This is a genomic window from Exiguobacterium sp. QJM3NY_9, from assembly GCF_056173545.1.
This window is the reverse complement of record NZ_CM149679.1, coordinates 1152156-1176171: the sequence shown is the minus strand read 5'-3', so window position 1 is coordinate 1176171 and position 24016 is coordinate 1152156. Positions and strand designations below refer to the sequence as shown.

24 protein-coding genes are annotated in these 24016 nt (G+C 44.7%); 6 read left to right on the top strand and 18 right to left on the bottom strand.

What is annotated here, in order from left to right; translation table 11 throughout:
• Positions 1-78: 78 nt before the first annotated feature.
• The 3 genes from dhaM to dhaK are packed head-to-tail and all read right to left on the bottom strand — an operon-like array spanning position 79 to position 2051.
• The gene (gene dhaM, locus AC0VYQ_RS05830; RefSeq protein ID WP_475404437.1) at positions 79-444 is read right to left on the bottom strand and encodes a dihydroxyacetone kinase phosphoryl donor subunit DhaM; all 366 of its coding nucleotides are present in this window, start codon (positions 442-444) and stop codon (positions 79-81) included.
• Positions 437-1039 carry a dihydroxyacetone kinase subunit DhaL gene (gene dhaL, locus AC0VYQ_RS05825; RefSeq protein ID WP_475404436.1) on the bottom strand — a complete coding sequence of 201 codons (603 nt, stop codon included), beginning with the start codon at positions 1037-1039 and terminating at the stop codon, positions 437-439. The genes dhaM and dhaL overlap by 8 nt, the downstream gene beginning before the upstream one ends.
• 43 nt (positions 1040-1082) lie before the next feature.
• Positions 1083-2051: a dihydroxyacetone kinase subunit DhaK gene (gene dhaK / locus AC0VYQ_RS05820; protein ID WP_029333284.1), complete on the bottom strand. Its 969-nt coding sequence runs from the start codon at positions 2049-2051 to the stop codon at positions 1083-1085.
• 167 nt (positions 2052-2218) lie between these two features.
• Between dhaK and AC0VYQ_RS05815 the strand changes: the two genes are divergently transcribed.
• Together AC0VYQ_RS05815 and AC0VYQ_RS05810 are read left to right on the top strand one after the other, a co-directional pair.
• On the top strand, positions 2219-2920 hold the full coding sequence (locus AC0VYQ_RS05815; RefSeq protein ID WP_475404435.1) for an AzlC family ABC transporter permease: 702 nt from the start codon (positions 2219-2221) through the stop codon (positions 2918-2920).
• Entirely contained in the window at positions 2899-3225 is a 327-nt protein-coding gene (locus AC0VYQ_RS05810) for an AzlD domain-containing protein (RefSeq protein WP_088836755.1), read from the top strand. Before AC0VYQ_RS05815 ends, AC0VYQ_RS05810 begins: the two co-directional genes overlap by 22 nt.
• Before the next feature lie 313 nt (positions 3226-3538).
• Here AC0VYQ_RS05810 and AC0VYQ_RS05805 read toward each other — a convergent pair whose 3' ends face one another.
• The 8 genes from AC0VYQ_RS05805 to hflX form a co-directional block, all read right to left on the bottom strand.
• Complete coding sequence (locus AC0VYQ_RS05805) at positions 3539-3814, bottom strand: GNAT family N-acetyltransferase (RefSeq protein WP_475404434.1); 276 nt, start codon at positions 3812-3814, stop codon at positions 3539-3541.
• Positions 3789-4025: a (4Fe-4S)-binding protein gene (locus tag AC0VYQ_RS05800; RefSeq protein ID WP_475404433.1), complete on the bottom strand. Its 237-nt coding sequence runs from the start codon at positions 4023-4025 to the stop codon at positions 3789-3791. The genes AC0VYQ_RS05805 and AC0VYQ_RS05800 overlap by 26 nt, the downstream gene beginning before the upstream one ends.
• A gap of 105 nt (positions 4026-4130) precedes the next feature.
• On the bottom strand, positions 4131-5930 hold the full coding sequence (locus AC0VYQ_RS05795; RefSeq protein WP_475404432.1) for a nuclease domain-containing protein: 1800 nt from the start codon (positions 5928-5930) through the stop codon (positions 4131-4133).
• A complete protein-coding gene (locus AC0VYQ_RS05790) occupies positions 5914-7815 on the bottom strand; it encodes an McrB family protein (protein ID WP_475404431.1) in 1902 nt (633 codons plus the stop codon). Before AC0VYQ_RS05790 ends, AC0VYQ_RS05795 begins: the two co-directional genes overlap by 17 nt.
• Before the next feature lie 128 nt (positions 7816-7943).
• Positions 7944-9290, bottom strand: coding sequence for a type I glutamate--ammonia ligase (gene glnA / locus AC0VYQ_RS05785; RefSeq protein ID WP_088836751.1), 1347 nt, complete (start codon positions 9288-9290; stop codon positions 7944-7946).
• Positions 9291-9339: 49 nt separating this feature from the next.
• A complete protein-coding gene (locus AC0VYQ_RS05780) occupies positions 9340-9738 on the bottom strand; it encodes a MerR family transcriptional regulator (protein ID WP_029333272.1) in 399 nt (132 codons plus the stop codon).
• A 139-nt stretch (positions 9739-9877) separates the two neighbouring features.
• Positions 9878-11155 (bottom strand): methionine gamma-lyase family protein, encoded by a 1278-nt coding sequence (locus tag AC0VYQ_RS05775; RefSeq protein WP_475404430.1) that lies wholly within the window; start codon positions 11153-11155, stop codon positions 9878-9880.
• 2 nt (positions 11156-11157) lie between these two features.
• Complete coding sequence (gene hflX, locus AC0VYQ_RS05770; RefSeq protein ID WP_214767374.1) at positions 11158-12399, bottom strand: GTPase HflX; 1242 nt, start codon at positions 12397-12399, stop codon at positions 11158-11160.
• A 134-nt stretch (positions 12400-12533) separates the two neighbouring features.
• Here hflX and AC0VYQ_RS05765 point away from each other — a divergent pair, with 134 nt between their 5' ends.
• On the top strand, positions 12534-13508 hold the full coding sequence (locus tag AC0VYQ_RS05765; protein ID WP_475404429.1) for a tyrosine-type recombinase/integrase: 975 nt from the start codon (positions 12534-12536) through the stop codon (positions 13506-13508).
• A 157-nt stretch (positions 13509-13665) separates the two neighbouring features.
• On the opposite strand, the gene hfq is transcribed toward AC0VYQ_RS05765, so the two are convergent.
• The 4 genes from hfq to AC0VYQ_RS05745 form a co-directional block, all read right to left on the bottom strand.
• Positions 13666-13914 (bottom strand): RNA chaperone Hfq, encoded by a 249-nt coding sequence (gene hfq / locus AC0VYQ_RS05760; RefSeq protein ID WP_029333264.1) that lies wholly within the window; start codon positions 13912-13914, stop codon positions 13666-13668.
• Positions 13915-13936: 22 nt separating this feature from the next.
• A complete protein-coding gene (miaA, locus tag AC0VYQ_RS05755; RefSeq protein WP_214771797.1) occupies positions 13937-14890 on the bottom strand; it encodes a tRNA (adenosine(37)-N6)-dimethylallyltransferase MiaA in 954 nt (317 codons plus the stop codon).
• A gap of 469 nt (positions 14891-15359) precedes the next feature.
• Positions 15360-16358: an ABC transporter permease gene (locus AC0VYQ_RS05750; RefSeq protein WP_034801277.1), complete on the bottom strand. Its 999-nt coding sequence runs from the start codon at positions 16356-16358 to the stop codon at positions 15360-15362.
• A complete protein-coding gene (locus tag AC0VYQ_RS05745) occupies positions 16351-17271 on the bottom strand; it encodes an ABC transporter ATP-binding protein (protein ID WP_029333260.1) in 921 nt (306 codons plus the stop codon). The genes AC0VYQ_RS05750 and AC0VYQ_RS05745 overlap by 8 nt, the downstream gene beginning before the upstream one ends.
• 126 nt (positions 17272-17397) lie before the next feature.
• On the opposite strand from AC0VYQ_RS05745, the gene AC0VYQ_RS05740 reads away from it, so the two are divergent.
• Complete coding sequence (locus AC0VYQ_RS05740) at positions 17398-18162, top strand: SGNH/GDSL hydrolase family protein (protein WP_088836746.1); 765 nt, start codon at positions 17398-17400, stop codon at positions 18160-18162.
• A 43-nt stretch (positions 18163-18205) separates the two neighbouring features.
• On the opposite strand, the gene AC0VYQ_RS05735 is transcribed toward AC0VYQ_RS05740, so the two are convergent.
• Positions 18206-18562: a DoxX family protein gene (locus tag AC0VYQ_RS05735; protein WP_214801127.1), complete on the bottom strand. Its 357-nt coding sequence runs from the start codon at positions 18560-18562 to the stop codon at positions 18206-18208.
• Positions 18563-18664: 102 nt separating this feature from the next.
• On the opposite strand from AC0VYQ_RS05735, the gene AC0VYQ_RS05730 reads away from it, so the two are divergent.
• Both AC0VYQ_RS05730 and AC0VYQ_RS05725 read left to right on the top strand, forming a co-directional pair.
• Positions 18665-19888: a S1C family serine protease gene (locus tag AC0VYQ_RS05730; protein WP_235195225.1), complete on the top strand. Its 1224-nt coding sequence runs from the start codon at positions 18665-18667 to the stop codon at positions 19886-19888.
• A 77-nt stretch (positions 19889-19965) separates the two neighbouring features.
• Complete coding sequence (locus AC0VYQ_RS05725) at positions 19966-21213, top strand: lysine N(6)-hydroxylase/L-ornithine N(5)-oxygenase family protein (RefSeq protein ID WP_475404428.1); 1248 nt, start codon at positions 19966-19968, stop codon at positions 21211-21213.
• Positions 21214-21251: 38 nt separating this feature from the next.
• Here the strand turns inward: AC0VYQ_RS05725 and AC0VYQ_RS05720 are convergent, their stop codons facing one another.
• Together AC0VYQ_RS05720 and AC0VYQ_RS05715 are read right to left on the bottom strand one after the other, a co-directional pair.
• On the bottom strand, positions 21252-22112 hold the full coding sequence (locus AC0VYQ_RS05720; RefSeq protein ID WP_475404427.1) for a DUF4003 family protein: 861 nt from the start codon (positions 22110-22112) through the stop codon (positions 21252-21254).
• Positions 22113-22264: 152 nt separating this feature from the next.
• Positions 22265-23977, bottom strand: a complete 1713-nt coding sequence (locus tag AC0VYQ_RS05715) for an ABC transporter ATP-binding protein (RefSeq protein WP_475404426.1) — start codon at positions 23975-23977, stop codon at positions 22265-22267.
• Between the last annotated feature and the right edge of the window lie 39 nt (positions 23978-24016).

Below are 24016 nucleotides of genomic sequence, written 5' to 3'. Positions count from 1 at the left end.
TCCCACACCAAAGAACTCCCCTCTAAATGAGCAGGCAGATACCTGACTTAGAAGGGAGATTGGTCTTACGCGAATCATTTAGGCGAATTCATTTCTCAATCCGTCAACGACTTCAGTCAGTGACTTCGATTGACCACTTAAAACAGCCGCGAGGAATGCCCCTTCGACGAGCGGTGCCTCGACAAATTGGACCGTTTTATCACCGCTATACAGTTCAAGGGCCAACTCCGCATTCATTGTTGCAGAACCGATATCCGTCAAGATGACACCGTCATCGTCGAGCGCCTTCAACGTCTCTTCAATGCGCGAAGCATCTGTACCGATGCTTCCATCCGCTAAACCGGCCGCTAGCAGGATTGGTGTATCCGGTGCCATTTCGGCAAGCAGTTCCTTTAGACCAGTCGCCAGTTTTTCACTGTGTGAAACGAGAATTACATTAACCATGTAGCACCTCCACGATTTCTTGTAACAAGAGTGCACTCGATAAAGAACCTGGATCTTGGACGCCGACTGTCGCGTCTCCAAAGTAGGAAGCCCGCCCTTTCGTCGCGACACGTTCTTTTGTATCACGGAGCGCTTGTTCGAGTGCAGCGTTTAAATCCACCTCTTTGCTCAAGGCCTCATGGAAAGGTGTCCAAATGTCGACCATTGTTTTCTGACCGAATTCAGACTTTCCACGCATCTTGATGCCTTCCGTCGCTTCAACAAAAGCTTGTGCCAGTTCTTGCCCTTCCACTTCTTTTTTCCCTTTAAAGGCTCCGGCGAACTTGACGAACGCTGTTCCATATAACGGACCAGACGCCCCACCGACCGTCTTGATTAACGTCATCCCGACTTGTTTTGACAAATCACCTAAATCTTCATACTCACCATGTGCTTCTAGTTCTTTTTGGACGGCTTGAAAACCGCGTGACATGTTAATCCCGTGATCGCCGTCGCCGATTTCACGATCAAGATCGGTCAGTTCATCTTTATGGGCTTCAATCTGTGCTGCTGCCTTCAGTAAACTTTCACGAAACTGTTCTGTCGTTAACTTCATTTCAATCCACCTCTTCTATTTCTTTTAAAAATTTTTAGTCTGATTAAAAACCGATTGCATTCGTTTTTGCGTCAAGGTAACCGACGAGCTCGTCGTCGACCGGAAGTAACGTAATCGAGAAACCGTGCATCTCAAGCGATGTCATATAGTTTCCAACGTATGGACGGACGATGTCGTAGCCTTTTGCTTGTAATTGTTCCGCGACATACTTGTAGGTGATGTAGAGTTCCGATTCCGGCGTTCCACCCATACCATTGACCATGACAGCGACTTTTTTGTCTGTTACTTCTGCTGTCAGTCGGTCGAGCAGTTCCGTGACGATTGCTTCAACGGACGCAACCGGTTTCCGGTCGATTCCTTTTTCACCATGGATTCCAATTCCGATTTCCATCTCATCTTCATGTAAGTCGAAACCAGGTTTTCCGCTTTCCGGCATGTAACACGGTGAAAGTGCCATCCCAATCGAACGCACGCTTCCGATGACTTTCTCGGCAATTGCTTTGACTTCAGCAAGCGACTTGCCTTCCGCCGCTGCCGCACCGGCAATTTTATGGACAAAGACTGTACCCGCGACACCGCGGCGATCTTCTTCTTTTTTGATGGCGATGTCATCCTTTACGACAACCGTCTCGACTTCGATATCTTCAAGTTCTGCCAGTTCCTTCGCCATATCAAAGTTCATGACGTCCCCGGAATAGTTTTTAACGACGAGAAGTACGCCTTTACCAGCGTCTGCTGCCTTGATCCCTTCAAGGACCATATCTGGTGTCGGTGAGGTGAAGACCTCTCCACAAACTGCTGCAGCTAACATCCCGTCACCAATGAAACCAGCATGGGCTGGCTCATGCCCACTGCCGCCACCCGAAACGAGGGCAACTTTTCCGTTCAGTGGTTCTTTTCGTTTTACGACATTGACGCCGTCGACTTTCGCATATAAATCCGGATGAGCTAAAACGAGACCTTCCACCATATCTGATACGAATCGGTTGGCATCTTGCATTAATTTATCCATCTTGAACGCTCCTTCGTCTAACGATTTTTTGCACTACCACTTAGTCTTTACCACAATTCAAGCAAACTTATGTCAAGAAAACATATGAAAATATTGACCACTTAGTGTCCATTTTTGAGTACGGATGCTATGCTCATCTTACATGTCAAAAAAGGAGGAATTGTGTCGTGTCTTCTTCATTCCAAGCAGGGGTCAAAGCCTGTTTACCAACTGTTCTCGGTTATCTCGGAATCGGTTTTTCAGCCGGCATCGTCGGTCGTGCCTCCGGTTTATCCCCTCTTGAAGTCGGATTCATGTCCGTCTTCATTTACGCCGGTGCCGCCCAGTTCATCATCACAAGTCTTTTATTATTAAATAGTCCCGCTTCTGCCATCATCCTGACGACGTTCATCGTCAATCTCAGGCACTTATTGATGAGTCTGACGCTTGCACCGCATGTTGAGACCCGGCATATCCGTGATCGGATCGGCGTCGGGACATTATTGACAGATGAGTCGTTCGCTGTCGCGATGAATACTGCGCAAAAAGGAACGCTTTCCCCGTCTTTCATGCACGGCTTGAACCTGACTGCGTATCTCAGCTGGATCGTCGCAACTGTTCTCGGAGCACTCGTCGGCAGTTGGTTCCCTGATCCTGAGCGCTTCGGTCTCGACTTTGCCCTGACGGCGATGTTCATCGGCTTATTGTACTTACAGTTCGAAGGAGAACGTTCCCGCATTGCCGTGAACAGTTGCCTCTTACTGATCGTCTTACTAATGCTTTACATCACCATGCGCTACTTTTCTCCAGAAATCGCCGTTCTTTGCGCGACGCTCGGTGGTGCAAGTATAGGAGTCGTGATCACACGATGGAAATCCGTCCAGAATTAATCGCTCTTTTTTTAGCTTGTGGACTCGTCACTTGGATTCCACGCGTCTTACCGTTTCTTGTCCTTCATGGACTGACGTTACCACGCCTCGTAACGGAATGGCTCTCCTTCATTCCGGTCTGCCTGCTTGGTGCCCTCTTTTTTCAAAATCTACTCATCGCGCAAGACGACGCGTTTCCGACGATTTCGACGCTTCATGTCTTCGCAGCACTACCGACGATGGCGGTGGCAATTTTCAGCAAAAGTCTATCCTGGACGGTCGTGACCGGTGTCGTCACCATGGCATTTCTACGATTGTATCTGTAAGCACTTCATTCATCTTTAACATGTTTCGATGCATCCTTTGTGTTATCTTTAAAATAGAAATTAATGGATAGTGAAGGAGGTCCTGATGTGCCGAATAAGCAGTTTGTATCCTATTTGATATTGCTGTGCGCGATTTTTCTGATCGCGAGTCAAATGGATATACCCTATATGCTAAAACAAGGACTGGTCGCGTTGTACGTCGTCGCCTATTTCGGTGCGATGGTTGTTTCTCGCAAAATGAAAGTCAGGGATCACAAACAATGACTCGAAAAAATCTCCTCTGGTCTTGAGAGACTGGAGGAGATTTTTGTGTTCACGTATTTGCTTGTACGTCCTGATAATCCGATTGATGTTCAAACTCTTTTTTCGCAAACGGACATAACGGCAGTAGCTTGACGTTAACTTCCCGTGCCCAGTTGACGATTTCGGCAACGAGTTGTTCGCCGATTTGCTGGTTCCGGTGCGCGGGATCGACATACGTATGATCGATGATCCACATGCCGTTGTTCGTGTCGCTGTAGGTGATTTCTCCAATCACTGCACCTTCCTGTTGGGCTTCGATTTTACGTTCCGCTCGTTTCAGTTCCATTTGCTTCCCTCCGTTCATAAGATAAAGCACCACTTGGACAGCCATCAATCACACGCATGACTTCTTCTGCTTCCGCACCGTCCGCTTCAATCCATGGTCGTTTTTTGACATCAAACACGCTAGGCAGGCTCTTGACGCAGTGACCGGAATGAATGCACACTTCTGAATCAAAGTAGACCGTGATCTCTTTGCCTTCATATCCCTTTTTCATTTGAAACACCTCTTTGATTCAGAAATAATTGACTGTAAATCAATAGTACTCTTAAAAAACTCTATTCATCTTGTAACATAACCTCTTTGCCAAATGAATATTCCATTAGTTTAACAAGTAGTTCAAACGATTTATAAATTCATTATTTTTTGTTCCTGGTTTCAATGTCGCTATAGTGACTAAATGATTTTGGTCAACTTCAATGTACTTATCTTTACTTATTTCTGTAGGACATAATGCAATTACTTCATCCACAACGTGTGTATTTTTTGTATCAACTTTAATTATCATATTCGCATACATTTTTAGTTGATTAACGACTTTATTATCTTGATAAGAGTTCTTGTTCCATATGTTTTTTGAAGGACTATACTTTGAATCAAGAACAATTGTTTTTTTAAACTCCCCTTGTGCATAAATGTCTATCCTAAAGTCTGGTTTATTTCTATTAGATCTAGTCCAATATGGCGAATCTTCTCTTTTCGCTTTTTCAGGAGTAGTTCCTATTGAAGAATTAAAAATAAATACTAATTTAACTTCGTTTTTAATAAATTCTATTGTTGTATTATCCGGAATAGCCGGAATATTTATCGAATTATTATTGTTAGAATTACTATAAATCCACCCATGTATTGGTTTAAAATTCAATTCTATTAAGCATTCTATGATCTTAATGAAGCACCAATACTCATATAGTTCTTCTGAAGACTTCCAACTGTACTCAAATAAATCTTTAATGCTATCGTTCAAGTTATTACCAATAATATTATATAGTTTATGAAATGTATTATAACCAGGACTTTTAATAAATTGTTGTGAAACCACCTTCTTATTACTTTTTTGAATTTTTCCTAAGAATGAATTGTTTGAAAAACCGCTTAAATTTTTTTCGAGTTGCTTTGAAGAGTGTTCTAATTCTTCTAATTTTTTTAGTTGCTTTTCTTTATGCAAAATTTTAGATTTATCACCTTGATTAGATGATTTACTATATCTCTTTAAAATCACTATTTCTGACAGTAAGTGACTTTTTAAAATATAAATATCTTGATTTGATCTTTTTAAAATTTCAATTAGCTTAGAAATAACTTTTTTTAGGTACATATTAACGTTATTAAAGTAAGAGTCTTTGTAATAGTACGAATAGACTTGGGTATCTGAGTATGACCTCAAACTAAATAAAGAAGAATTATTTTTCATTTGATTCATTTTTATTGATGTATGATCAATTTTTTCTCCTTTATTTATAGAACTTAATTTATAATTTTTTTCTAAAACAGAATATGGATTTTTAGAAATTACGCTTATCGCATTCCTAATAACTGAATTATGATTTACTAATAAAAATGCATAATCAATGTATGTAGGGTCCATACCCTCTATACCTCTAAAAAAGTCAGGAGTATTTTTTTTTCTAATCCAATCTCGCGCAAGACCATTAGCATGTTTTTCAATTTCATGAATCATTTTTTGATGTTCTTCAAAGTCTAGGTTTTTAGGTTTTACAAGAATTTGACTGTAATAATCAATACCATCAACTACAGCTTTTATTTTGTACACACCAGGAATCAATGGCACTCCTACATCATTATGAAAATGTCTATGAATAACTGCTTCATTATTTGGAATAATATACTCAAATCCATTTTCATCAGTTTCCATACTTCGATTTTCATCATTCAAAAATTCAAAACAACTCATATATAGCTTTGCATTCTCTATTTTATTTGAAGAAAAGCGTACCACTAAATTATCGTATTCACTAATATTTAAATCTTCTATAAAATTCATTTTTGGGTCATTCGAATAATTTTTAACGAAATTTTCTTTTACTATTTTGTTAGGAGTATTAGAATGATAGGTAATGAATGATACTTTAAAGGAAAGAGAGTCAGTATGTATATCCATACAAATTTAGCTCCCTAATCTTATTTTTTATATTTGAAACAGTTACTTTGAAACTGTTATTTTCATCAAATATATTCAGTAGTCCATTCTCATCATCTAATAAAATCCCTTCTAATTCTTCAGCTGTACCTCTTATTTTCGGAACAATCTTTTGAGAAATTTGTAAATCAAAAGCTTCTTCCCTACTTAAACTACTATTCGGTAAATTTAGCATGTATGAATTAATATGATCTAAAACCCTAAAACCAATTCCTTTTGAAAAGTCAGTTTTAGTTAATGTGTTATTGATTTGATTTAAAGTTTCAATTTCAAATATGTTAAGAGCTATTTCTTTATCGTTATTCGACCAATTGTCAAAATGATATAAATCTACAACCGTCTTTTCAAATCTATTATCCTTAATAGATTTTGTATCAATATTTTGTTTAATGCTATTAGCCCAATTATTTATATGATTATTGGGAGTATTGAATTCAATAAAATTACTCCGATCTAGCACTTTATCAGATAATGTTTGTGTAGTTTCATCTACATTAATGGTGCCTACAAAAAGAACATTAGAATGAATTGTTATCTCATGAGGATACTGTTCTCCATTAATTACTCTTCCCACTAATTTTTTACTATATAGAGACAACTTTCTCTCATTTCCATGCAACTCTAGTACGCTAAGGAATTGCGAGAAATAATGCTCTACCTTAGCTAAATTCATTTCATCAAAACAAACCATAAAAATTTTATCTTTATTATCCTTTGCTTCAATCAAAATATCTATTAATCCTGTTTCTGAAGGTCTATATATATTATTAATAGTATCTAAGTAACCGATTAAATCAGAATCATCTTTCCAATTAGGTTTTACTGGTACCATTTTAAATTGATTATTATCTTTATTAGTTAAGCCTAGAGATTCTGCATAGTTAAGAACTAACTGAGATTTACCGGTACCAGATGCTCCACCCAAAATTACTAATCTTCTTGTTTTTAATGCAGTATGAAAATTTATTACCTGTTTTTCTTCAAAAACAAGTTTTTTTTGCTTTAGATTTTCGAGTAATTGAAATATAAATTCACTTTCTTCAAATTCTTCATACGTTTCTTCACTAATTTCTTTTAATTTAATTGTTTTATCTAATCGAACAATTTCACCATTTTTCAAAAGACCTTCTTCTAAAATTATTTCTCTGAAAAATTCAAAGTCCATATAAATAGCGTGATCTTCTATAATGCTGTAATCCCTGTAAAATTCAAAATCTATAGCAACCTTTTTTATAACATCGTTAGGTGAAACATGCCATCCATCATTTAGCTTTTCAAAATCATTGAATTCTCCGTAAAGATACTCACCTGATACTAAACATGAAGTAGTAATTTTCTCTAAATAGTCATAGTTTCCAATGGATCTTGACTCTAATAATCTCTTTTCAAACGAATATCGATTATAATCATTATAAATTGGAATCGTAACAAGACTCCCTACACTATTATCAGATATACCTTCTGGTCTCTTTATAATTCTTAAATTACTTTTTTTGGAAATCTTTATTTGTTTATCGCCATATTTGTTTTCTTCTATATAAGGTTTAAAAATAAATAACTTATCAGCGGCGAACTCACGAAATGCAATTTCCTTGTCAGATAAAGGCGTATCCTTCATCAATGTTTCCCATTCTTCATTTTTTAATATGTCATCATATCCAGCAACAAATTTATTTTTAAATATTTTTTGATAATCATTAGGTATATCATCCTCGTTTAATACCTCAAGAAAAAACTGTAAATTAGTATAATCATTTACAGTTCTTATTACAGAAAAATTCCGATTATGTTCTTTGAATCTGGCCTCATTTGCTAGTGAACCTATTAAAAAGACATCTAATTCCATACTGTTATTCCCCTTAGAAAAATAATGTGTTTACAATAAAAAAATTAAACTTTTACAATTTTATTCTATAAGAAAAAGCAAAAAAAGTCACTTTATTGAAAAAGTGACTTTTTTTGCTTTTTCTTATATCAGAACAAGACCATGTACTGATCGCGTTCCCATTCCGTGACTTGTGTCCGGAACATATCCCACTCGATTTCTTTGAGCTCAACGAAGTGTTCCGCGATGTGATCGCCGAGTGCGTGCATGACGACGTCATCTGCTTTGAGTACTTCGAGTGCATGGCTGAGTGTTGATGGTAAATCATCGATGCCGTTCGCAACACGTTCTGGTTTGTCCATGACGTAGATGTTACGGTCGATTGGTGCAGGTGCTTGCAAGTTGTTTTTGATTCCGTCAAGACCTGACGCAAGCAATGTCGCAAGTGCAAGGTACGGGTTAGCCGCCGGGTCAACTGAACGAACTTCGATTCGAGTTGAAAGACCACGTGCAGCAGGAACTCGGACGAGCGGTGAACGGTTACGGGCTGACCATGCGACGTAGCAAGGTGCTTCATAACCAGGAACAAGACGTTTGTACGAGTTGACTGTCGGGTTACAGACAGCTGTGAAGGCACGAGCGTGTTTGAGGATACCCGCCGTGAAAGCACGTGCATCGTCAGAGAGTTGCATGTTGCTGTTCTCTTCGTCGAAGAAGACGTTTTCGTTTCCTTTGAAGAGGGACATGTTCGCATGCATACCTGAACCGTTGACACCGAAGAGCGGTTTCGGCATGAATGTCGCGTGCAAGTTATGTTTCGCAGCAATCGTCTTAACGACGAGTTTAAACGTTTGGATGTTATCGGCAGTCGTAATCGCATCCGCATATTTAAAGTCGATTTCGTGTTGACCCGGTGCGACTTCGTGGTGTGATGCTTCGATTTCAAAGCCCATGTTTTCGAGCTCGATGACGATTTCTTTACGGCAGTTCTCACCGAGATCGACAGGTGCGAGGTCGAAGTATCCACCTTGGTCGTTTAATTCAAGTGTCGGGCGACCGTTTTCATCCTTTTTGAAGAGGAAGAATTCCGGTTCTGGTCCGACGTTGAATGAAGAGAAACCAAGCTCTTCCATTTCTTTAAGTACGCGTTTCAATTGACCACGTGGATCACCTGAGAACGATGTGCCATCTGGATTGTGAATGTCACAAATGAGACGTGCGACTTTACCTGTTCCATCTTCAGTCCATGGGAAGACAACCCATGTGTTTAAGTCTGGGAAGAGATACATATCTGATTCTTCGATCCGGACGAATCCTTCAATCGACGAACCATCGAACATCATCTTATTATCAAGTGCCTTCTCCAATTGACTTACTGGAATTTCAACGTTCTTGATTGTACCGAGGATATCTGTGAATTGTAGACGAATAAACCGTACGTCCTCAGCTTTAGCGATTTTCATAATGTCTTCTCGTGTAATGTTGCGGCGTGTCATGTAACAGTTCCCCTCTCCAATTCTGTTTTTCATATATGGTAACAGGTACTTACTTGAAGAAACGCCCGAGCTCACCTTGGATGAGCGACGTTTTTCCAGGTTGACCTGCTTCCTTCAGTTGATTTTTCAGGAGTTTATACAACTCTCCATCGGATAGTTCCGGACGTGTCTTGACGACCGTCTCCGCAACGCGTTCTCGTTTGATGAGATCATTGTCAAAAATCATTTTAATCCCTGCGATATTCAGTCCCTGATCCAAATATTCCTTGATCGACAGTAAACGATCCACATCGTTGAACGAGTAGAGGCGGCGTTTCGTCTCCGTCCGTTCCGGTTTGATCAGTCCCTGTTCTTCATAGTAACGGATCTGCCGGGCAGATAACGCGGTCAACTCTTGAACGACTCCGATCGGAAACAGTGGCTTGGACTGTCGTGTTACGTCTGCCATGTCGTTCCTCCTTTTTCCTTACTCCATGAGAATAAACCTCTGTGAGGCAAGTTGTCAAGCTATGTCAGGAAAGTTAACACAACTTTCCTACAAGTCAGACAACCTGTCATCAAAGGTCTTTTCACAGTTTGTAATTATTTTAAACCCGCGTTTGCGGAAGCAATTGTTTTTCCATCAAATGGTCGACGGCAGAAATGATGGCGATTTTGACGTGACTAAATGTCAAGCCGCCTTGGACGTAAGCCGTATAGGGCGCACGAATCGGTCCGTCTGCCGACAATTCGATCGACGACCCTTGGATGAACGTCCCTGCTGCCATGATGACATCATCCGCATATCCCGGCATATAATCGGGAATCGGTAAGGCATGAGCATTGACCGGTGACGCCGCTTGAATCGCCTGACAAAAAGCAATCATCGGTTCCGGGGCATGGAACGAGACCGATTGAATCAAATCCGTACGCTCTGCTGCGTAATGCGGTGCCGTGTCGAAACCGAACTGCTCCATCATGCTCGATGTGAACATCGCCCCCATCAATGCCTGACTGACCGTGTGCGGCGCCATGTAGAAGCCTTGATACATGTCTTGGAGCGAGTAGAGCGACGGGCCCGCTTCCGCGCCGATGCCCGGAGTCGTCATCCGGAACGATGCCCGTTCGATCAAGTCTGTCCGTCCGACGAGGTAGCCGCCTGTTTTCGCGAGACCACCACCCGGATTTTTAATCAGTGAGCCTGCCATCAAGTCAGCCCCGACATGGGTCGGTTCCATCGTCTCGACGAATTCGCCGTAACAGTTGTCGACAAAGACGATGACGTCCGGATGGGCGGCTTTAATCGTCGCAATCGCGTGACCGATTTCTTCGACCGGAAGACTGCGCCGTGTCGCATAACCTTTCGACCGTTGAATCCCGATGACTTTCGTCTTGTTTGTGATCCGGCCAAGAACGGCATCGATATCAATCGTCTCCGCCTGTTTCATCTCGACGACGTCATAGGTGACACCGAGTTCTTTTAACGAGCCCCGCCCGTCACCCCGGATGCCAACGATTTCTTCGAGCGTGTCGTACGGTTTGCCTGTGATATACAGCAATTCGTCGCCCGGCAAGAGTAACCCGAACAAGGCGATTCCAATCGCATGGGTCCCACTGATGATTTGCGCACGACAAAGTCCGGCTTCTGCACCAAAGACATCGGCATAAATCCGTTCGAGCGTATCGCGCCCTTCATCGTTATAGCCGTAACCTGTCGACGGCATGAAGTGAAAATCACTGACTTTGTGTTTCCGGAACGCGTTCAAGACGCGGAACTGATTGTATTCCGCGATCTCTTGCGTTCGTTTGATACCGGGAGCGATTCGCGTCTCCGCCGTCTCGACGAAGGGGCGAATCGTTTCATAATGCGTTAACTCTGTAAACATGCTTACACCTCATATTGTTTCAATGTCGAGTAGAGACGCGTGTCTTTACGCAAGTACCCTTTAAGCGTGACCGATCCATCCTCTTCATATTGTTCTTTTAAATTCATCATGACTTCTTTTGCCGGGTTGTAGTGAGCAAACGCCTCGACCGGAATCCGGATTTCGAGATATTCCAAAATCTCACTGATCGACTTTTCGATTTCGAGCGTTAACCGTTCGATATCAGTCGGATCGAGCGCTGAGATCAGCAACTTCCCACCGGTGAACAAGTCCGTCAATTGGTCTTTTTTATTGAAGACTTCGAGTTGCGGAATTTCACCTGCTCCGAGCTCATCGAGGACATCGTTCGTCGTCTGCATCTGATTGAGATAATGTTCACTCGAGGCATCGATGACATGGATGATTAAATCGGCTTCGAGCACTTCTTCAAGCGTCGAACGGAAGGCAGCAATCAGTTTCGTCGGAAGGTCCTGGATGAAACCAACCGTATCCGTCAACAGGATTTGACCGCCTTCCGGTAAATCGAACTGACGTGTCAACGGATCGAGCGTCGCGAACAATTCATTTTTTTCATACGTGTCAGCATGCGTCAAGCGATTGAAGATCGTCGACTTCCCGGCATTCGTGTACCCGACGAGCGCGATTTGGAACGTCTGATTTTCTTTACGGCGTTCCCGGTAACGGGCCCGGTGTGCGACCGACGTCTCAAGCTGTTTCTTGATTTCATCGACACGGCGACGGATATGGCGACGGTCGGTCTCAAGTTTCGATTCACCCGGACCACGTGTTCCGATCCCACCACCAAGACGTGACAGTTGCGTTCCTTGTCCACTGAGACGCGGTAACAAATAACTCATTTGCGCGAGCTCGACTTGAAGTTTCCCTTCCCGTGACTGGGCACGTCCGGCGAAGATATCGAGAATCAATTGGGTCCGGTCAATCAGTTTGATTGATTCCGGGTCTTCAAGTGCAATCCGGATGTTCTTCATCTGACCGGGAGTGACTTCTGCATTAAAAATAATTAAATCCGGTTCGAGTTCTTCCGCTAGCGCGACCAGTTCCTCGACCTTCCCTTTTCCGATAAACGTACGCCGATCGACTGCTTGCCGTTTTTGATCGAGTCGTCCAACGACGACCCCGTGCGCAGTCGTGACGAGTGCTTCAAGCTCCGCGACCGATTCTGCATAAATATGGTCTGCCACATCGGGGAGCTGACAACCGACGACAATAACGCGTTCTGACATAAAATCATTCCTTTCAAGATAAAGACATTCTGCGTCCCTAATCATACCACACGCCGCTACACGTCTGAACTTTTTTGGACAGGAAACATTCGTTCGGTTTATGATAATAAAAACGAGGTTGAAGGAGGCGGAACATGGCACGCGAACGACTGGATTATACGTTGCCCGAGTTCATCGAACGGTATCTACTGTATTTAACGGTCAGCGGTCGACAAGACTCGACCGTCCGACGCTACCGTTATGACTTAATCGAGGTTCACCGGTACATGATGGAAGTCGACCAACCGCTCGAGACGATTGATGATTTCAAAGCAATTTCGCTTGATGCCTGGAAGACATTCATCAACGAATACTTGATCGAAGAAAAACTCTATAAACAAGCGACGGTCGCCCGGATCGTCACCGTCATCAATCAACTGAACTATCAAATCCGACAATCAAAAGCAAAACTGATTGAGTATGCCCAACCGACCCATGAGCTCGGTCCACACCATGTCGCATCGCAGGAAGAATATGACCAGTTGATCCGGACGAATCAGTCCGACCGCGGTTTGACCGATCACCAGCTCGTCGCCCGCCCGTACTTGATTGACCGCAATGAATTGATTTTACGGTTGTTCTACCGCTACGGACTACGCGTTCACCACATCATCGGGCTGAAGATGCAAGACCTCAATTTTGCCCAACAAGAGATGCTCGTCCACGACCGGCTCGGGAACACGTACAAACTGCATATCGAGCGCGAGGATCAGGACGTCATGCTCCGTTACTTGAAGACCGTTCCGGAACCCGTCCGTCCACGTTATCATACAACGGACCCGTTTTTCGTCGCCTTCGACTTCGCCCGGATGACGTTCCGCTGGCTCTACAGTAAAAATGCGCCGAAGCAACTCTCGATCGTCATGATCACGAAAATGATGCGGCAACTCAATGAACGGTCGGATAACAAACGATTGATCACCCCGTCGATGCTCCGTAACAGCTTCATCTTGAAAACGTATTTCGACGAGATGACGACAGACGACCGCCTGACGAAGACCTGTCTCTATAAAGACGTCTCGTTACGGCGGTACGCGGAAGCATTTGACGAATTAAAAGAGTTATTATGATGAATGCGCTGTGAAGGCGGATCGGTACAAGACGCCGGCATCTTTTTCTTGTACCATTCGTCATCCTCCACAAAAAAAAGATGAAACGTCACTTCGCAGTGACCTTTCATCTAAATGGATTGCATTTCTTACAAGACGGCCCCCGCGGCCGTCTTGTTTAACGCGATACTTCTTCCGTTTCCTCTTGTTCGTACAACGTCACGTTACGTGCCGGCGCGAACGTCGAGATGGCATGCTTATAAATCAGTTGTTGTTTCCCTTCTGATTCTAGGATGACCGTGAAGTTATCGAATGATTTGATTAATCCCCGTAATTGATACCCACTGATTAAGAAGACGGTTGTTGGAACCGCATCTTTTCGTAATTGATTTAAAAAATAGTCTTGAATGTTGTATGTCGCTTTCATAAGACCCCGTGCCCCCTCTATTTTATCTGTTTCTGTCTTCAGGCCAGTCCGAGTTAACCGCTTTCAGAAACCCTACTGTTCTATCATAGATAATTTTGAAGTTTTGTTCAAATGAAATCGTTCCCATTTCTACCCAAACGCCATTAAATTGATGACGGAACCACGTTAACTGCCGTTTTGCGAAGCGTCGCGTGTTACGTTTGAGCTGTTCGACCGCCGGTTCAAGTGGTGCGCCACTCAAAACAGGGACGATTTCCTTGTAGCCGATCGCTTGCATCGCTTTCGTATCGGCGAAGCCGGCGTCAACAAGCTGCCGGACCTCCTCGACGAGTCCCTGCCCCACCATCAAATCGACCCGCTCATTGATTCGGTCATATAAGCGATCCCGGTCATCCATATGTAAGACGAACAGCAAGCTCTCATATAAGCTCGGTTCACTACCGGACGTTTGTGTCTGTCCACTCTCGGCGACTTCAATCGCCCGGACGACCCGTTGCACATTGTTCGGATGAATTTCCTCTGCCCGATTCGGATCGAGTTGACGCAAGCGTTCATGGAGTGCGACTGCGCCTTGCTCCGCTGCAAATTGTTCCAGCTCCTGCCGCAATTCTTTATTTTCCGCTTGTGCTGTAAATTGATAGTCATACAAAATCGCCCGGATGTATAAGCCGGTCCCGCCGACGATGATTGGTAATTTCTCTCGACCTGCAATATCCGCAATCGCCTGACGTGCCAGCGTCTGAAAACGAGCAACGCTCATCTCATCATCCGGATTGACAAGGTCGAGCATATGATGCGCTACACCGTCCATTTCTTCTTCTGTCACTTTCGCTGAACCGATGTCCATTCCTTGATAGACTTGAACGGAGTCACCGGAGATGATTTCACCATTCAAGCGCTTCGCTAATTCTATACCTGTCTTCGTTTTTCCGACCGCAGTCGGACCGACGATGACGATGACTGGTTGTTTCACTATGCATCACCATTCCTACACTGATCATTTTTGATGTCAGTGTACCATAATTCACAATTCTGCCGTAGCCGTTTTAAGACAAAAAAAGAGCACCTATCCTGAAGAAAAAGGACATGTACCCTACTTGTTACGAAAAAAATATTAGACACGACGAATGAAGTCGTCATAAATTGCGCTGAATACACACCATCCGCAAATCACTAACCCTGTCAACATAATACCCCAATCTGCCATCATAGCCCCTCCTCTTTTATCTGTTATCTACCTTTTTACAATTTGCGACAACTGTAAACCCATTCGAGCATGTTTGACACCAATTAATGGAATCGCTATGATTAAGATACGATTGGTACGTAGCGCGGAAGTTGACCTGCATCGGCTTTCCATTAGAGGCTCTGCCTCTCGATTCCAAGTGACGGGCTTGCCCGTTGCGAAAACCCCCTGTTCCGAATTCGGGACAGGGGGTTTTTTATTAATACATATCTTTTTGCGTAAAGTTCCAAAAGGCGATCCCAAGTGTCGCGACTGTCCAACAGCCAAGGACGGCAAGCGAGAATGGCAACGTCATGCCTTCAATCGGTGGTGCTTGACCATCCAAATAATTGATTAGTCCAAAGTTGACGTTAACGAGGTATTTCGAACTTGTCCAGCTCGAACCGAGTGTCGTCAACAATGTTCCGGAAATCAAGACTGCCATCATGATGCCAATCCCGGTCGCCGTATTCTTGACGAGGACAGAGACCATCAACGCAATCGTTCCGACGACAGCTGTGACAATCCAGGCGAGACCGATTGCCATCAGGAGGTATTCCCACATCGGAATCGTGTGCACGAATTCGGTCGAGAACGTCCCGCTCGGCGATGCTTGGAACCCGGTCAAAATCGGGGCGGTCCAGCCATCATACCCGAGGACGATGCCGGAAATCGCGTAACAGACGAACGCGGTCAATGCCATCAGCATCGAGGTATAGAGTAAGACCGTGATCCATTTCGCCATCAAGATTTTCCAGCGCCGGACCGGCCGCGACAGAAGCGTCTTGATCGTCCCGTCGTTTTGCTCCCCGCTGACGATGTCCGCCATGATGACGATGATGAAGAGCGGTAAGATTAACGTTAATCCTTGTGAGAAGAAAATGCGGATGAACGTCGGCGCACCCGGATAGTTCGGATTGATATCATTATCGAGGTAGTATTGATTCTGTTTTAAATCAAATTCTAAAAACTGGCGGAACTCGTCTTGAATACTGCTCGAAGCCAGTCGATTCTGTGTATCGACGATATCTTGTTGCAGTTCGACACGCCAATCGAGCGTACCTTGTTTCTTAATTTGTTCTTGAATGTCACGATACTGTGCATACGTAAACATCGACACAAGAACGACTAAAATGATTGCGACGACGGCGAAGCGCTTTTTCGAAGCAATTTTCGTCACTTCGTTGCGGACGAGACCAAGCATGTTCGGATTACGCAATATGATCTCCCCCCGTCAATGTGATGAAGAGATCTTCGAGCGTCTGGACTTTTCGTTCAATCGTCCAGACTTCGACGCCGGCTTCAAACAGCTGTTTGTTGAGTGCCGGCGTCTTACTTGAATCCATCAATGTATGGACGGTATTCGCGTCAACGACTTCAGAGACCTGGACGTCTTCAGACGCGGATAAAATTTCATTCGCTTTGAAGGCATCATCGACCCGCCAGTCGACACCTGGAGCAAGCGACTCGACGAGTTCCTTGACCGTCCCGACTTGAACGATTTTGCCGTAACTCATGATGGCGACCCGGTCAGCGAGCATCTCAATCTCAGCCAGGATGTGGCTCGAGACTAAAACTGATAATCCTGTCTCATCAACGAGCTTCCGAATGAATTGCCGTAAATCACGAATCCCCATCGGATCGAGTCCGTTTGTTGGTTCATCGAGTATCAAAACACTTGGACGACCGAGCAAGGCTTGGGCGATTCCAAGGCGTTGACGCATCCCGAGGGAATACGTCCGGACTTGATCGTCGACCCGCGCCGTCAAGTCGACCAAGTCAATCACTTCTTGAATCCGAGCTTCATCGACATTCGGTAACATCCGGGCGAAGACACGCAAGTTTTCGCGTCCACTTAAGTATTTGTAAAGCTCTGGGTTTTCGACGATCGAACCAATTCGTTCCATCGCTTGGACAAATTGTTTGCGGACATCAAAATCACAGACCGTGATTTTACCCGACGTCGGCTTAATCAATCCGACGAGCATCCGGATCGTCGTTGTTTTCCCGGCACCATTCGGTCCAAGAAATCCGAAGACTTCTCCAGGGAAGATTTCAAACGAAATGTTATCAATAATTGTTTTCTTTCCGATCACCTTCGTGACCGATTCTAATTTTACAGTTGGATTCACGTTTCTCACCTCTTATGGTCTATTCTAGCGGAATAATGAATGATTTGACTTGTTTAAGCACTTCAAAACCGCACATTTCCTAAAGTTTTGCTACAATCATCGTAACAGTAAAAGGAGGAACGATTCATGAAACGATATGCTTGGCCTTTATTTTTAAGCGTTTCGCTCATCTTGACCGCACTTTTCGGGTACGGATTTGCAAGCGCCTATAACGACGTCGTTAATCCACCAAAACGGGCGGTCTTGACACCAACGAAAGAAGAACCCGTTGCAAAAGGCGGGACTTACGTCGCTTTAGGTGACTCGTTGACACGCGGCGTCGGTGCTTCGAACGGAAACAGTTATGCAGCAATCGTCGGTCAAGAACTTACAAAAGACAACACCGTCGAACGTTTCCAAAATCTCGCCGTCAGCGGAGCCCGGACGGAAGATCTACTGAAGCAACTTGAACAAAAAGAAGTCCTTCGCTCCCTTAGCCAGGCAAAAGTCATTTCGGTGACGATTGGCGGGAATGATTTGTTCAACCGTGGTGAAGGTGTCGCAAACTTTGATGCAAAAAAGACTGCTGATACGATTAAATCAGCTCAAACCAACTTGGAGAAGACCTTTAAAATCCTCCGAGATGAAAATCCGGATGCCGTCATCTTCTACGTCGGACTGTATAATCCTTTCCGTGCCAGTGAAAATGGGGAGGCATTTGACGCAATCGTCCAAAATTGGAATGCCGAGTCGCGTCAACTCGGACTCGAATATGATATTGAAGTCATCGATACGTTTAACCTAGTCCGTGACGTCAAACGCGATCTCTCAAGTGATCAGTTCCACCCGAATGATTCAACGTACGAACAAATTGCGAAAGCTTCCCTGCTCGCTGTAAATAAACGTTTTTAATCCAAAGAAAGCCGCCGAATCACATCGACTCGGCGGCTTCATTTCATTTCAGACGTTTGGCTAAGGCGATTAAGACCCATTGCAGCGGCAAACGTGTCCATAACGCCCAGGCCGGCAATTTTTTACCGTTGATGGGTTGTGGATTGACGGCCATGTTGACGTTCGCCGGTAAGACGGCATATAAAAAGCCAGGTAGTGTCTTGCGAACGATATCGACACCTTTACCTGTCAACAACATGAAGCCGTACAATACTTCGATGATACCCGTCACTTGAACGAAAAACCGCTTAAACGGAATAAAGGACGGCATGATGCTGACAAATCCTTTTTCGTTTCGAAAATGACCGACCCCAGCAAATAATAATCCTCCACCGTACAACAAACGTAAAACATACTTCATGACTTCCATCTCCCCGTTGATATAAGTAAGAACCAAACTCAGTGTAACGGACGAATCCTTTTCGCTCAACTATAAGAAACTGTCGATCAATTGTGGGGAATGATGAGTCATTTTGGAAAAACGTCCGCAATTTCATTTTCAGTTTGGTTATCTGATACAGTAAAAATAGAAATTGATACGGAAGGAATGGTCGATATGGCAGGAAAAACAAAACAACTTTTACCCGGACTGACAGGAGGCATCATCGGTGCCGTTTTGACGGCAACGATCGCCTTTCCACTTTTGATGGATCAAGAACAACAAGTTGCCGATACACCTCTTTCAAACGGGATGCCGAAACAAGTTTCAACGACATCAAATGACCCTGTGACGAACGCCGTCGCATCCGCCCAAAAATCGGTCGTTACCGTCACGAACTACCAAACCGGTAACAGCATGACGCAAGAAGAAGCGGCGAGCGGATCTGGTTCCGGTGTCATCTATAAAAAAGCAGACGGAAAGGCCTACATCATTACGAACCACCACGTCGTCGACGGTGCCTCGAAACTCGAAGTGACATTAAACGACGGTAACACTTTGAGTGCAAAGTTACTCGGTAGCGACGCAACATACGATCTTGCCGTCCTCGAGGTCGACGCAAAAGACGTTCCCGCTGTCATCACGGTCGGAAAATCGGCTGACTTAAAAGCCGGTCAAACCGTGCTCGCCATCGGAAACCCACTCGGTGAATTCCAAAACTCCGTCACACGTGGAATCGTCAGTTCAAATGACCGGACGGTCCCTGTCGACACGAACAGCGATGGGCAAGATGATTTCAATACGACCGTCATTCAGACCGATGCAGCCATCAACCCCGGTAACTCTGGTGGTGCCTTAATCAACGAACAAGGTCAGCTCGTCGGAATCAACTCGATGAAGATTGCTGAAACGGGTGTCGAAGGCGTTGGTTTCAGCATTCCGATCGACGATGCGCTGCCCATCTTAAAACAGCTTGAAACGACCGGTGAAGTCAAACATCCGACGCTTGGTGTCGCCTTGCAGGACGTTTCCGCCTTCCCGGCCGGTTATTTGCTTGATCAAGTCAAGTTGCCTGAATCCCAAAAAACCGGTGTCGTCATCATGTCAGTTGAACCGAACAGTCCGGCTGCCTCCGCGAAGCTGAAAACAGGTGACGTCATCACGAAAATCAACGGATCGGCGATTGAGAGTTTTGTCGACATCAAAACGGCACTGATTAAATCGGACGGTGACATCACGTTGACGATTATCCGCGATGGTAAAACATCAACCGTTAAAACAACGACGACGACAACCGATCAGTTATAATCTTCCACATCAAGACGTTTCAATTGCCTCCCATATCGGGTATTGTTTTAGAACAATATCTTTGGGGGGCTCTCTTTATGTATGATTTGATCGGCATCGGGATCGGACCGATGAATTTAGGGTTGAGCGCACTCGCTCATCCGACACCATTACGGACACTTTTTTTTGATGAAAGCGAACAATTTTCATGGCATCCCGGGATGATGATTAAAGACTCGATGATGCAAACGAGTTTCATCTCTGACTTAGTCACACTTGCTGATCCGACGTCTTCTTTTACTTATTTAAACTACTTGCGTTCCATCAATCGTTTGCATACATTTTATTTTTATGAAAAATTATTGATTTCGCGCCAAGAATACAATTCGTATTTGAAATGGGTCGCGACCCAACTCGATGACTTATGTTTTTCGACCCGCGTCATCGATGTTCAGGACACAGGTGATAGTTATGAGGTGCTTGTCGAAGACGTCAAGACGGGTGAACGGAAGACATATGAAACACGTAACGTCGTCATCGGAACAGGGTCTAAACCTTCAATTCCCGATACGTTTGATTCAAACGTCATTCACAACACGCAATATGTCATGGAAAAAGAACAGCTCCTGTCGAAAAATAAAATTTCCATCGTCGGATCGGGTCAAAGTGCAGCAGAAATTTTCCTTGATCTATTGACGAGCGACCGCTCGCCGGATCTCGAACTCGAGTGGATTTCACGTTCGACGATTTTTGAAACGCTTGAGACCGGAAAACTCGGCGAAGAAATCTTTTCACCGAGTTATGTCACGTATTTTAATCAATTACCACTTGAAACACGGCAAGAGGCCGTTTCGAAATTCACGCGGTCGCAAAACGGGATCAGTCCGGAAACCTTACAGGCCATTTACGAACACCTCTATGATTTGACGATCGATCAAAAAGACCGCGTCCAGATTCGCGCAAATCTTGAGGTCGAACAAATTACGCACGATACGTCATTTGCAATTAAAATGCGTCATACGGAACTCAACCAAGTCCGGACATCGAACACGGATGCCGTCGTCGCAGCAACCGGTTTTGTCCCGGCATTACCGCGCTTTATCGACCGATTGAACATCGAGTTCGAAGGTGAACAGGCTTGGAAAGTCGATGCGAATTACCGGATCGTTCGTTCCATCGCAACAAATCATCAGTTGTACGCGACGACGAACTTAGAGCTTTCGCACGGTCCTGCCGCCGACAATCTTGGAATGTCGGTCTCGCGAAATCAATTGATTTTAAATGATGTCGCCGGGAAAGAGTTGTATCCTGTCGAACAGCATGCAACGTTTACGACGTTCGACTGACAAAAAAGTAGCTCGCCAAATATTTGGCGAGCTACTTTTTAGCGTTTTTTCGTCAATTCAAGCGTTTCGAGTACAAGTAAGGTTGACTGCAACCGGCTATGCCCCGCTTTAGCGAGTAATAGATGAAACGCAAGCAACCAGTTGACTTCTTCGGAAAACCGATTCCGCGACCGTTCCCGGTCGACGACCCGTGTCACGTATATCAAGTCGACACGATCAGTCGAACGTAACAGGGCGAGTAGCGGGAAGAGGCGTTCAAACATGCGAACTTCCCGTTTTTCAAGCATGTCCACCCAATTTTCAATCCGTTGTTTTTGTTCTGCTTGATTGTTTGACGCAGCAAGGATTTGAGCGGCAATCAATCGTTCGCTCGACGGTCCCATCCATCTACTGAGCCATTCTTCACTCGTCTTCACATCCTCGACGAAGGATGCGAGCAATTGTTTTTGGTCCATCAATGCTGCCGTAACGACGTATTGTTTCGTCACATTCAACCCCGGGCGTTCTGCTCGAAAGTGTTCGACGACCGGCAAAGCGTCCGTACCACGCTGTCGATTCAAGAGCTCTCCAAGGGCAAAAAACGGGCGGACGGCTTTGTCTTTGATGAAGCGTCGCTTAATGTGCTTTTCAGCTTCAATCACTTGCTCGACTAACTGTTCCGGTCGGTCGCTATAAAGTTGAAGTTGCGAAATCAGCAGTGGCGTATAGCGACTTTGCAGTGCTGAAAAGCGTGTTGTCTTTCGTTTAATGGCATGCGCTAAGCGATCGTAGGCCGCCCGGTCGAACACGACGTCTTGAATCGTATACGATAAGGCAAAAAAGCGGCGGAAGTCGTGGGACGTTTCCTCGCGGAGAATGGCATAGGTCTTATTATAGTTTTCACAAAATAATCCATACATCAAAGCGCCCTCCCTTCGGTTCTGTTTTCCCCTTTTCCTGACAAATCATTCCCGAATCTGACTATACGCGTCGAAGTTCCTCAAAAGAAAAAACCGGGTTCACCTCGTCTTTCAAATGAAAAGACAGCCGGCACCCGGTTTTTAAAGGCATGTCAGACCCGTTGTTTTTCAAGTAACCGGGAGAAATAACCACCATTTTTAATCAATTCGTCATGTGTACCGTCTTCAATGATGCCATCTTTCGTGACGACGAGAATCCGGTCCGCATTTCGAATCGTCCCGAGACGATGGGCAATGATTAAAGTCGTCCGGTTTCTCGAGAGTTCCGCGAGCGATTCTTGAATAATCGCTTCCGTCTCCGTATCAAGAGCAGATGTCGCTTCATCTAAAATCAATAGCGGCGGATTCTTCAAGAACATCCGGGCAATCGCCAGCCGTTGCTTTTGTCCCCCGGATAATTTCAAGCCCCGCTCCCCTATCTGTGTATCATATCCCTCCGGTAAATCAGCGATCATCTGTCCGAGATGGGCGCGCTCGGCAGCTGCGATGACATCCGTCCGATTCGCCGTTAAATCTCCGTAAGCAATGTTCTCAGCGATCGTCCCTGAAAAGAGAAAGACGTCTTGTTGAACGATACCGATTTGTTGGCGGAGCGAAGCTTTTGTCATCTGCCGGACATCGATGCCGTCAATCGTAATCGCCCCTTCTAAAACATCGTAAAAGCGAGGGATTAAGGAACAAATCGTCGTTTTCCCGGCACCCGACGTTCCGACGAAGGCAATTGTCTGACCGGGTTCAACGGACAGGTTGATATTTTTTAAAATCAATCGATCGGCTTCGTAGCCGAAACTAACATCATCGAACTCGATTGCACCATGCAGACAATCGACCGTGATTGCGTCTGGCGCATCCTTCAGCTCATCATCCTGATCAATCATTTCAGCGAATCGCTTAAAACCTGCCATCCCTTTCGGATAAAGTTCGAGAAGTGCCGTGATTTTATCAATCGGTTTCAGCAAAATGTTCATGTAGAGAATGAACCCGACAAGTTCGCCGTAACTAAGGCGGTCGTTATAACTTAAATAGGCACCGTAGACAAGAACGGCGAGCGTCATCAGCCGCGTCGTCAAGTAAATACCGGACAGACTCGTACTCATGACTTTATAGGCATTGATCTTCGATTGACGGAACGTTGCATTGTCTTGCTCGAACCGTGCAACTTCGTGGGCTTCGTTCGTAAACGACTGGACGACACGAATGCCTGAGACGCTATCTTCTACACGGGAGTTGACTTCGGCGATATTGCCGTACATCTTGTCCCACGAACGATTCATCCGGACGTTGGCGAAACTAATCAACCAAATCAGGAACGGAACAGCAATGACGGTAACGAGCGCAAGCGGCGCATTAATCGTCAGCATGATTGAGAAGGCACCAAGTAACGTCATCACGGCAATGAAGGCATCTTCCGGTCCGTGGTGAGCCAGTTCCCCGATATCGAACAAGTCATTTGTAATCCGGCTCATGATGTGCCCTGTTTTCGTGTTATCAAAAAAGCGGAACGACTGTTTTTGAACGTGTCCGAATAATTGGCGCCGCATGTCGGTCTCGATGTTGATACCGAGCTTATGTCCGAAGTAATTGACGACGAACTGCATCATCGTACTGATGACATAAAGCAACAGTAGACCGACACTGACTAAGATGATCCAGTTCAGCTCGCCTTCTGGCAACAAAGAATCGATGAACCACTGGACGGCAAGCGGAAACGCGAGCTCGAGTATACCGACGAATAAGGCTGACGAAAAATCGAGCCAAAACAAGCGTTTATGCGGTATGTAGTATTGATAAAATCGTTTTAACATTTGTAAATTCCCCTCCTAGCTAATTCTAGTGTACAAGAA